This window comes from Clostridium sp. AF34-10BH, assembly GCF_003478095.1.
Classification (GTDB): Bacteria; Bacillota; Clostridia; order Lachnospirales; family Lachnospiraceae; genus Acetatifactor; species Acetatifactor acetigignens.
The window spans coordinates 17,847-27,501 of record NZ_QUEC01000038.1 but is presented as its reverse complement, the minus strand read 5'-3'; the positions used below and the strand labels follow the sequence as shown (position 1 = coordinate 27,501).

Below are 9,655 nucleotides of genomic sequence, written 5' to 3'. Positions count from 1 at the left end.
GTAGAAAATTCACATCCGGAGACCTTACATCGAGACATGTGTATCGCATGCTCCGGGAGTTCGTGGATTTTGCCAATGTATTTAACTAACTCTCAAGTTACAATATTAAATCCCTTATTGTATTTTTCCCCAGAATCGGTATGATAGAAGCATGCGAGGAAATATTTATGTTTAATTTTGAAGAAGAATTAAAAAAGCTCCCCCGCAAGCCGGGAGTGTATATCATGCGGGATGACAAGGATGTCATTTTGTATGTGGGAAAAGCCATCAACCTGCACAATCGTGTAAGGTCTTATTTTCGTGAAAATATCGGCAGAGGTCCTGCCATTGACCAGATGGTATCATTGATCGCGCGTTTTGAATATATCGTGACGGACTCCGAACTGGAGGCACTGGTACTGGAGAACAATCTGATCAAAGAGAATTCTCCGAAATACAACACTCTGCTGAAGGATGACAAGACGTACCCTTATATCAAGGTGACGGTGGGGGAGGATTATCCCAGAATCCTGTTTTCCCGTACCATGAAGAAGGATAAGTCCCGCTATTTCGGTCCTTATACCAGTGCTGCGGCGGTCAAAGATACCATTGAGCTGCTGAACAAGCTGTACCAGCTGCGTACCTGCAACCGGGTGCTGCCGAGAGACACCGGACTGGAGCGCCCCTGCCTGAATTATCATATTAAACAGTGCCTGGCTCCCTGTCAGGGCTATGTGAGCAAGGAGGAGTATAGACAGCAGGTGGCGGGAGCACTGGAATTTCTAAACGGCAATTACAGCCCGATTCTGAAGGATCTGGAAGAGAAGATGAACAAGGCAGCGGAGGAACTGGAATTTGAAGAAGCTGCCAGATACAGAGATCTGTTATCCAGTGTCCGCCAGGTGTCCCAGAAACAGAAGATCACAGAGGGCGTGGGTGAAGATAAAGATATCCTGGCGCTGTATCAGGATGAGACGGAAGCGGTGGTACAGGTGTTTTTCGTCCGGGATGGCAAGCTGATCGGCAGGGAACATTACTATATGACACATGTGCCGGAAAATAACAAACCAGCGATCTTACAGGATTTTGTAAAGCAGTTCTATGCGGGGACCCCATTTATTCCCAGAGAACTGATGCTGCAATATGAAATCGAGGATGCGGAACTGATCGAGAAATGGCTGTCGGAGCGAAAAGGCAGCAGGGTCTACCTGAAGGTGCCAAAGATCGGCAGTAAGGAAAAACTGGTGGAACTGGCAGCCCAGAATGCAAAACTGGTATTGTCTCAGGACAGGGAGAAACTGAAGCGTGAGGAAGGCCGTACTATCGGTGCGGTGAAGGAAATCTCAGATCTGTTGCAGCTTCCGCTGACCGGCACGGCCCGGATGGAGGCCTACGATATTTCCAATATCAACGGTTTTGAAAATGTAGGCTCCATGGTAGTCTACGAAAAGGGGAAGCCAAAGCGCAGCGATTACCGTAAATTCAAAATCAAGAGTGTCTCTGGCCCGGATGATTATGCCTGCATGCGGGAAGTGTTGACGAGGCGGTTCCGCCACGGCATGGAAGAGAGCAAAGAGCTGGAAGAACAGGAAATGGATCAGGAGTACGGAAGCTTCACGAAGTTCCCGGATCTGATTCTGATGGACGGCGGCCGCGGACAGGTGAATATTGCGCTGTCCGTACTGGAAGAACTGGGAATCGACATTCCGGTCTGCGGCATGGTCAAGGATGACAACCATCGTACCAGAGGCTTATATTATCATAATATTGAGCTTCCCATTGATACCCATTCCGAAGGTTTTAAGCTGATCACCAGAATTCAGGATGAGGCCCACCGTTTTGCTATCGAGTATCACAGATCCCTGCGCAGCAAGACTCAGGTGAAGTCCGTACTGGATGATATCCCGGGGGTGGGACCGGCCCGGAGAAAGGCCCTGATGAGGCACTTTAAGTCACTGGAGGAGATCCGGCAGGCATCGGTGGAAGAATTGATGGAAATTCCCGAAATGAATGAGCGTACGGCAGAGGAAATCGTGACCTTTTTTGCTTCACAGACAGGACAACCTGTGGTACACTAAAAGATAATGAAAAGGGCGGGGAACCGGGGCGGTTTTTTCGCGGAAAGGTATGGAGATTAGTATGGCAAGTGTAAGTTTAACCCGTGTTATCGAAAAAATGAAACTGGAAAATCTCACACCGGAGATTGATGTGAAACATGTGAAGATCACACAGCCGGATATCAACCGTCCGGCACTGCAGCTGGCAGGATATTTTGAGCATTTTGATGCCACGCGTCTGCAGATCGTTGGATTTGTGGAATATACTTATATGGAAGGCATGACGGATGAGACTCGTAAGGAAGCTTATGAGAAGCTGATGGCTTATGATATTCCCTGTATCGTGTTCAGCCGTGACCTGAAACCGGATCCTATTTTCCTGGAGACGGCGATCCGACATCAGATTCCGTTATTATCTACGAAAAAATCCACTTCTGACTTTATGTCTGAGATCATCCGGTGGTTAAATGTCAAGCTGGCTCCCTGCATTTCCGTGCACGGTGTACTGGTGGATGTCTACGGTGAAGGTGTCCTGATCACCGGTGAGAGCGGCATCGGTAAGTCCGAGGCAGCACTGGAGCTGATCCGAAGAGGTCATCGTCTGGTAACCGATGATGTGGTAGAACTCCGTAAGGTCAGTGATGATACGCTGGTAGGTTCTGCACCGGATATCACAAAACACTTTATTGAATTGCGTGGTATCGGCATCGTGGATGTCAAGGCACTGTTCGGTGCACTGTCCGTAAAAGATACACAGACCATTGACCTGGTCATCCGTCTGGAAGATTGGGATAAGGACAAAGAGTACGACAGACTGGGACTGGAAGAGAATTATACCGAATATCTGGGCAATAAGGTGGTATGCCACAACATTCCGATTCGTCCCGGACGTAACCTGGCAGTTATCTGCGAGACGGCAGCTATCAACCACCGTCAGAAGAAGATGGGCTACAACGCAGCAAAAGAGCTATACACCCGTGTACAGAACTCTCTGGCAAAAAGACGTGAGGAGGACGAGGACGATGAGTAAATATGCATTTGGGGTAGACGTGGGAGGAACCACGGTCAAGTTAGGACTTTTCAATGATAAGGGACAGGTGCTGGATAAGTGGGAGATTCCCACAGTAAAAGATAACGGCGGGGAAAAGGTATTGCCGGATATTGCAGCATCTATCAAAAACAAAATGCAGGAGAAGAATATCTCTGTAGAAGAACTGGTAGGCGTAGGAATTGGAGCTCCCGGTGCAGTGGACGCTGACGGCTATATGGTCAACGGTGCAGTGAACATTGGCTGGGGTGCCTTTGATCTGGCAGAGACCCTGAAAAAAGAACTGGATCTGCCTGTAACTGTGAAAGCTGGAAATGATGCCAATGTAGCAGCCCTGGGTGAAATGTGGCAGGGCGGTGGTAAAGGCTATTCCAATCTGGTAGCCGTTACTCTGGGAACCGGTGTCGGTGGAGGTATCATCATCGACGGCAGAATCCTGACCGGTACCAACGGTGCCGGCGGTGAAATCGGACATATCCATATTGAAGATGCTGAGACAGAGACTTGCGGCTGTAAGAACAAGGGCTGTCTGGAGCAGTATGCATCCGCTACTGGAATTACCCGTCTGACCAACAGACGTCTGGCCAAAGATGATGCTCCCAGCATGCTCAGAGGTGGTGAAATCTCTGCGAAGGCCGTATTTGATGCGGTGAAAGCCGGAGATAAAGTAGCAATCGAGATCGCAGAACAGTTCGGCGAGTATCTTGGCAAGGGACTTGCCGCAGTAGCCAGCGTAGTTGATCCCCAGATTTTTGTCATTGGCGGTGGCGTGTCCAAGGCCGGAGACATTTTATTCAAATACATAGAGCCTTCTTATAAGAGATGTGCTTTCGGTCCCTGCAAGCAGACGAAATTCGCCCTGGCCAAGCTGGGAAATGATGCCGGAATCTACGGTGCGGCAGCACTGGTATTAAAGTAGGCTTTCGCGGCATAATTATAACAAAAAGAAAGAGCAGCCTGACAACATGATAAGTGCAGCAGTGATAGAAGCATTAAAAGAAATTGTACCGGCAGATAAAGTTCTGTTACAGGAACCGATGAAATTGCATACCACCTTCCGGATCGGTGGCCCGGCAGATTGCCTGGTCTATCTGGAAAACGAAGAGCAGCTCTGTAAGATCCAGAAATACCTTCGGCTGGTGGATGTTCCCTATACCGTGATCGGCAACGGAAGCAATCTGCTGGTCAGCGACCAGGGATATGCAGGAATTGTTCTGGTGGTTGGTAAGCATATGAGCCGGATCGAAGTGAGAGACTGCTATCTGGAAGCAGAGGCAGGGGCCCTGATGAGCCAGGTGGCAAAAGCAGCGAAAGAGCATGGCCTGACAGGCCTGGAGTTCGCTGCGGGAATCCCCGGTACCATCGGTGGCGGAGCTGTAATGAATGCCGGAGCCTACGGCGGAGAGATGAGCCAGGTGGTGACCACTGTTACGGTAGTCAACCGTAATGGAGAGATCATGGAACTGGACAACAGTACCATGGAGTACGGCTATCGTACCAGCGTGATCCAGAACCAGTCGTTTGTCGTGACGAAAGTGACTTTCCGGCTACAGCCCGGAGATCCGGAGCAGATCGCAGCCAAAATGGAGGAACTGGCAATTCGCCGCAGAGAAAAACAACCTTTGGAATATCCCAGTGCCGGCAGTACTTTCAAACGTCCCGAGGGACATTTCGCCGGGCAGCTGATCATGGAAGCCGGTCTGCGGGGATACTCCGTAGGAGGCGCAAAGGTATCGGAAAAGCATTGCGGATTTATTATCAACACCGGCAATGCCACTGCAGAAGATGTAAAAGATGTGATCTGGGAAGTACAGAGAAGAGTGAAAGAACGTTTTCACGTGGAGCTGGAACCCGAGATCAAATTCCTGTAACTATTCAGAGCCATGTAAATTTGTTTTCTGCGGATGCTTGCATCTTCGCAGAATCGCAAATTTATATGGCGAAGTAACCACATGAGCAGAGAACAGGAAGACCTGTTCTCCAAGGAAGCCTCGAAGAGGTGATTTTGCGAATGGGATTCTGAATAGTTACGATAGAATAACGAGGTGCATATGAGATTTGTAGTAGTAACAGGCATGAGTGGCGGAGGAAAGAGAACCGCATTAAAGCTTTTGGAAGATGCTGGATTTTACTGCGTGGATAATCTGCCGGTATCTCTGGTGGAGAAGTTCGTGGAACTGATTGCCATGCCGGGCAGTGAGATCAGCAAGGTGGCCCTGGGACTGGATGTCCGGGCAGACCAGAATTTCATGGATGCGACCCGGATTTTGGAGCAATTAAAGGAAAAAGGCTACAAATTCGAGATTTTGTTTATGGACTCCGACGATGCTGCTCTGATAAAACGGTATAAGGAGACCAGACGTGTGCACCCTCTTGCAGCAGACGGCAGAGTGGAGGACGGCATTCACAAGGAGCGGAAGATTCTGGAGACAATCCGCAAAAATTCAGATTACGTCATCGATACCTCCAATCTGTTAGTCAGAGAACTGAAGGAAGAGTTGGATCGTATTTTTGTACAGAACGAAGAATACAATAGTCTTATGGTAACGGTCATGTCCTTCGGGTTCAAGCATGGAATCCCCGCAGACGCCGATCTGGTCTTTGATGTAAGATTCCTGCCAAACCCTTATTATATCGAGGAACTGAAGCCCCAGACCGGTAATGATAAAGGAGTGCAGGATTATGTGATGAGTTTTCCGGAGACCGGAATATTCCTGGACAAGCTGACCGACATGATTCAGTTTCTGATCCCGAATTATATTAAAGAAGGCAAATACCGTCTGGTTATTGCAATCGGCTGCACCGGCGGTAAGCACCGAAGCGTTACTTTGGCAAATAAATTGTACGAACGTATGAAGGCGGAAGGTCATTATGGTATCAAGCTGTACCACCGTGATGTACCCAGAGAAGGAATTTGACATGTCATTTTCGAGTGAAGTAAAGGAAGAACTGGCAAAACACATCAGCCCGGCAAGACATTGCCAGATCGCTGAGCTGGCCGCACTCATGAACTTCAGTGGACAATACGGACGCTCCGCAGAAGGAGATTTCATGATCGGTTTCCAGACGGAAAACGAGGCGGTTGTCAGAAAAGGCTTTACATTATTGAAAAAAACATATAATATAGATACTGATGTTAAAATCAGCGAGGAACAGATGCGGAGTGTGATCGATAAGATCGGGGATCTGTCTGAGCCTGTGAGCCCCTTGTTGATTAAAAATTCCTGCTGTCAAAGAGCATTTTTAAGAGGAGCTTTTCTCTGCATTGGTTCTATGAGCGATCCGCAGAAAAGTTATCACCTGGAATTTGTATGCACCGATGAGGATAAAGCGAGACAACTACAGAGTGTGATACAGGGATTTGACATAGAAGCCAAGATTGTGCTTCGGAAGAAGTATTACGTGGTCTATCTGAAGGAAGGATCTGGTATTGTGGATCTTCTCAATGTGTGCGAAGCACCCATTGCCCTGATGAAGCTGGAAAACCTGAGGATTGTGAAAGAAATGCGCAATTCTGTGAATCGGAGAGTGAACTGTGAGACCGCCAATATTACCAAAACGGTAACTGCGGCGACCAGACAGATAGAGGATATTATTTATATCCGGGATCACTACGGACTGGAGAATCTGCCCGAGCCCTTAAGCCAGATGGCAGAGGTCAGGCTGGAGAATCCGGACGCTCCGCTGAAGGAACTGGGAGAGTATCTGGATCCGCCGGTGGGAAAATCCGGTGTGAACCATAGATTACGTAAACTCAGCGAACTGGCAGATAGAATCCGGACGTAAAAGAGGAGGAAAATTATGACAAAGAGGAGTATTACGGTCAGACTGGAAGATGGCCTGGACGCAAGACCGGTGGCACTGTTAGTACAGGAAGCCAGCAAGTACGAAAGCAACATTTATTTTGAAGTAGACGATAAGCGGATCAATGCCAAGAGTATTATGGGTATGATGAGCCTGGGACTTTGTGCAGGCGAAGAGCTTACAGTAACTGCAGAGGGTGCAGATGAGCAGACCGCTGTGGACAACATTGAAAAGTTTTTGAGCGGTCAGGTGGCTTAAGAACATAACATGAGAAGAAGCGGGGCTGATGGAGAATTCTGTTAGTCCCGTTTGTTGTATCTTGAGGGCAGTATTATGAAGAAGATGTTATTTATCTATAATCCCAAAGCTGGAAAGGCACAAATCCGCAACAAACTGGCGGATATTCTGGATGTATTCACCAAGGGCGGTTATGAGATCACCGTATATCCCACGCAGAGAAGTGAGGATGCCATGGAGAAGACCGAGAAGCGCAGCAAAGAATATGATATCGTGGTCTGCAGCGGCGGAGACGGAACGCTGGATGAGGTGGTCACCGGCATGATCCGCAGTGGCTTCCGTACGCCTATTGGCTATATCCCGGCCGGGAGCACCAATGATTTCGGAGGAAGCCTCGGGCTGCCGAAGAATATGGTGAGAGCTGCGGAAAATATTGTAAATGGGAATGATTTCGCCTGTGATGTGGGATCCTTTAATGAGGATGTGTTCGTCTATATCGCAGCTTTCGGACTATTCACGGATGTCTCTTATGAGACCGGACAGGATATGAAAAATGTGCTGGGGCATATGGCATATCTGCTGGAAGGAATGAAGCGGCTGTCCGCGATCCGTTCCTATCCCATGCGGATTACTTATGGCGATACTACGATCGTGGATGATTTTATCTTCGGAATGGTGACCAATTCCGCATCGGTAGGAGGATTTAAGCGGATCACCGGCAAAAACGTCAGGCTGGATGATGGCGTTTTCGAAGTAACGCTGATCAAACGTCCGAAGAACCCGATTGAACTGAATAACATTATGGTATCCCTGCTGAACCGGGATATCGATACCGATGCTATGTACTGCTTCCGGACGTCAAAGGTGGAGATCACTTCCGCAGAGCCTCTTCCATGGACTCTGGATGGAGAATATGGCGGAACCCATACAAAAGTAGTGATTGAGAACATCTGCCGGGGCGTAGACATCCGGGTGGAACAGAAGGAATCTTAAAATTTGGTAAAAATTTAACAATAAGCTGTTCCATTTTTGAAAAGAATGTGCTATAGTTTGGATAGTCACAAAGTGATTATTCGAAATGTGTTTTTCGTGCTTTTACGAATGTATAACATTTCGTATATCGTAACAAGAATGAGTATATAAAATGGAGGTATTAAAATGTTAGTATCCGCAACAGAAATGCTCAAAAAAGCAAAAGCAGGCCACTATGCAGTAGGTCAGTTCAACATCAACAACCTGGAGTGGACAAAGTCCATCCTTCTCACCGCTAAAGAACTTCGTTCCCCTGTTATTCTGGGTGTATCCGAGGGTGCCGGCAAGTACATGGGCGGTTATGATGTAGTCGTTGGCATGGTCAACGGACTGTTAAAGGATCTGGACATTGATGTTCCCGTTGCGCTGCATCTGGATCATGGCTCTTTTGAAGGCTGCTACAAGTGCATCGAAGCTGGTTTCTCTTCCATCATGTTTGATGGTTCTCATTATCCTATCGCTGAGAACGTAGAGAAGACCACTGAGTTGGTTAAGGCTGCTCACAGCAAGGGACTTTCTATCGAGGCAGAAGTTGGTTCCATCGGTGGTGAGGAAGACGGCGTTATCGGTATGGGCGAGTGCGCTGATCCTAAGGAGTGTAAGTCTATCGCTGATCTGGGTGTTGACTTCCTGGCAGCAGGTATCGGTAACATTCATGGTAAATACCCCGCTAACTGGAAGGGCTTAAGCTTCGAGACTCTGGCAGCTGTACAGGAGCTGACCGGTGAGCTTCCTCTGGTTCTGCACGGTGGTACCGGAATCCCTGCAGATCAGATCAAGAAAGCGATCGACCTGGGCGTATCCAAGATCAACGTTAACACCGAGTGCCAGCTGGCATTTGCTGATGCTACCCGTAAGTACATCGAGGCTGGTAAGGATCTGGAAGGCAAGGGATTTGACCCTCGTAAGCTTCTGGCTCCCGGTGCAGAAGCTATCAAGGCTACTGTTAAGGAGAAGATGGAACTGTTCGGATCTGTTGGCAAGGCTGAATAATTCTGGAATAAAAATGCAAAAGTCTCTCGCAGCGATGTGGGAGACTTTTTTAATTCATAGGAAATTTCTTCCTATGAATTAAAAAAGCTCCGCAGGGATCGCACTGCGGCGGTTATGAAGTATGTCGCAAAAGCGACCCGCCGCAGGCGGAGAATCTCGCAAGCGAGATTCTTGTTTATTCCGATTCCGACCATTAAGGCAAAAAAATAACTATTCAGAGCTTCATTCGCAAAATAGCATCTGTGATAGTTGAAAAAAACCCTAGAAAGGGAGGATGCCAAGGATCAGGATCCTTGGCATTTATTATGAAAAAGTTTTTTAAACAAGAAACTGTTGTGTGCTTAAGTTTTTGTTTTGTTTGTTTCTATGGTTATAGTATATGAAACAGAAATGTCCAAAACGTGTTATGGAATTGAAGATTCCTTGAAGGATTTGTAAACAAAATATGAACAGCTATTCAGAGGCAAACAAATATGTTCCACTGTACGTCGAATACTTGTATTCG

General features: G+C 47.8%; 9 protein-coding genes. All 9 read left to right on the top strand.

Annotated elements, in window-relative coordinates:
• The first annotated feature begins 167 nt into the window (after positions 1-167).
• The 9 genes from uvrC (at position 168) to fba (ending at position 9,150) form a co-directional block, all read left to right on the top strand.
• A complete protein-coding gene (gene uvrC / locus DWZ61_RS17720; RefSeq protein WP_118539907.1) occupies positions 168-2,057 on the top strand; it encodes an excinuclease ABC subunit UvrC in 1,890 nt (629 codons plus the stop codon).
• Positions 2,058-2,118: 61 nt separating this feature from the next.
• A complete protein-coding gene (hprK, locus tag DWZ61_RS17715; RefSeq protein WP_118539906.1) occupies positions 2,119-3,066 on the top strand; it encodes an HPr(Ser) kinase/phosphatase in 948 nt (315 codons plus the stop codon).
• Complete coding sequence (locus tag DWZ61_RS17710) at positions 3,059-4,003, top strand: ROK family glucokinase (protein ID WP_118539905.1); 945 nt, start codon at positions 3,059-3,061, stop codon at positions 4,001-4,003. Before hprK ends, DWZ61_RS17710 begins: the two co-directional genes overlap by 8 nt.
• A gap of 46 nt (positions 4,004-4,049) precedes the next feature.
• Positions 4,050-4,955, top strand: a complete 906-nt coding sequence (gene murB / locus DWZ61_RS17705; protein WP_022313110.1) for a UDP-N-acetylmuramate dehydrogenase — start codon at positions 4,050-4,052, stop codon at positions 4,953-4,955.
• Between the two features lie 180 nt (positions 4,956-5,135).
• On the top strand, positions 5,136-6,002 hold the full coding sequence (gene rapZ, locus DWZ61_RS17700) for an RNase adapter RapZ (RefSeq protein WP_022313109.1): 867 nt from the start codon (positions 5,136-5,138) through the stop codon (positions 6,000-6,002).
• Position 6,003: 1 nt separating this feature from the next.
• Positions 6,004-6,870, top strand: a complete 867-nt coding sequence (gene whiA, locus DWZ61_RS17695) for a DNA-binding protein WhiA (protein WP_118539904.1) — start codon at positions 6,004-6,006, stop codon at positions 6,868-6,870.
• Between the two features lie 15 nt (positions 6,871-6,885).
• Positions 6,886-7,146 carry an HPr family phosphocarrier protein gene (locus DWZ61_RS17690; RefSeq protein ID WP_022313107.1) on the top strand — a complete coding sequence of 87 codons (261 nt, stop codon included), beginning with the start codon at positions 6,886-6,888 and terminating at the stop codon, positions 7,144-7,146.
• 75 nt (positions 7,147-7,221) lie between these two features.
• On the top strand, positions 7,222-8,118 hold the full coding sequence (locus tag DWZ61_RS17685; protein ID WP_117465155.1) for a YegS/Rv2252/BmrU family lipid kinase: 897 nt from the start codon (positions 7,222-7,224) through the stop codon (positions 8,116-8,118).
• Positions 8,119-8,283: 165 nt separating this feature from the next.
• On the top strand, positions 8,284-9,150 hold the full coding sequence (fba, locus tag DWZ61_RS17680; RefSeq protein ID WP_022153367.1) for a class II fructose-1,6-bisphosphate aldolase: 867 nt from the start codon (positions 8,284-8,286) through the stop codon (positions 9,148-9,150).
• The last annotated feature ends 505 nt before the right edge of the window (positions 9,151-9,655 follow it).

What these genes read in the sequence shown, in the direction of transcription:
- fba (WP_022153367.1), top strand. Translation starts at nt 8,284, where the DNA reads ATGTTAGTATCCGCAACAGAAATGCTCAAAAAAGCAAAAGCAGGCCAC.
- murB (WP_022313110.1), top strand. Translation starts at nt 4,050, where the DNA reads ATGATAAGTGCAGCAGTGATAGAAGCATTAAAAGAAATTGTACCGGCA.
- uvrC (WP_118539907.1), top strand. Translation starts at nt 168, where the DNA reads ATGTTTAATTTTGAAGAAGAATTAAAAAAGCTCCCCCGCAAGCCGGGA.
- DWZ61_RS17690 (WP_022313107.1), top strand. Translation starts at nt 6,886, where the DNA reads ATGACAAAGAGGAGTATTACGGTCAGACTGGAAGATGGCCTGGACGCA.
- hprK (WP_118539906.1), top strand. Translation starts at nt 2,119, where the DNA reads ATGGCAAGTGTAAGTTTAACCCGTGTTATCGAAAAAATGAAACTGGAA.
- rapZ (WP_022313109.1), top strand. Translation starts at nt 5,136, where the DNA reads ATGAGATTTGTAGTAGTAACAGGCATGAGTGGCGGAGGAAAGAGAACC.
- DWZ61_RS17710 (WP_118539905.1), top strand. Translation starts at nt 3,059, where the DNA reads ATGAGTAAATATGCATTTGGGGTAGACGTGGGAGGAACCACGGTCAAG.
- DWZ61_RS17685 (WP_117465155.1), top strand. Translation starts at nt 7,222, where the DNA reads ATGAAGAAGATGTTATTTATCTATAATCCCAAAGCTGGAAAGGCACAA.
- whiA (WP_118539904.1), top strand. Translation starts at nt 6,004, where the DNA reads ATGTCATTTTCGAGTGAAGTAAAGGAAGAACTGGCAAAACACATCAGC.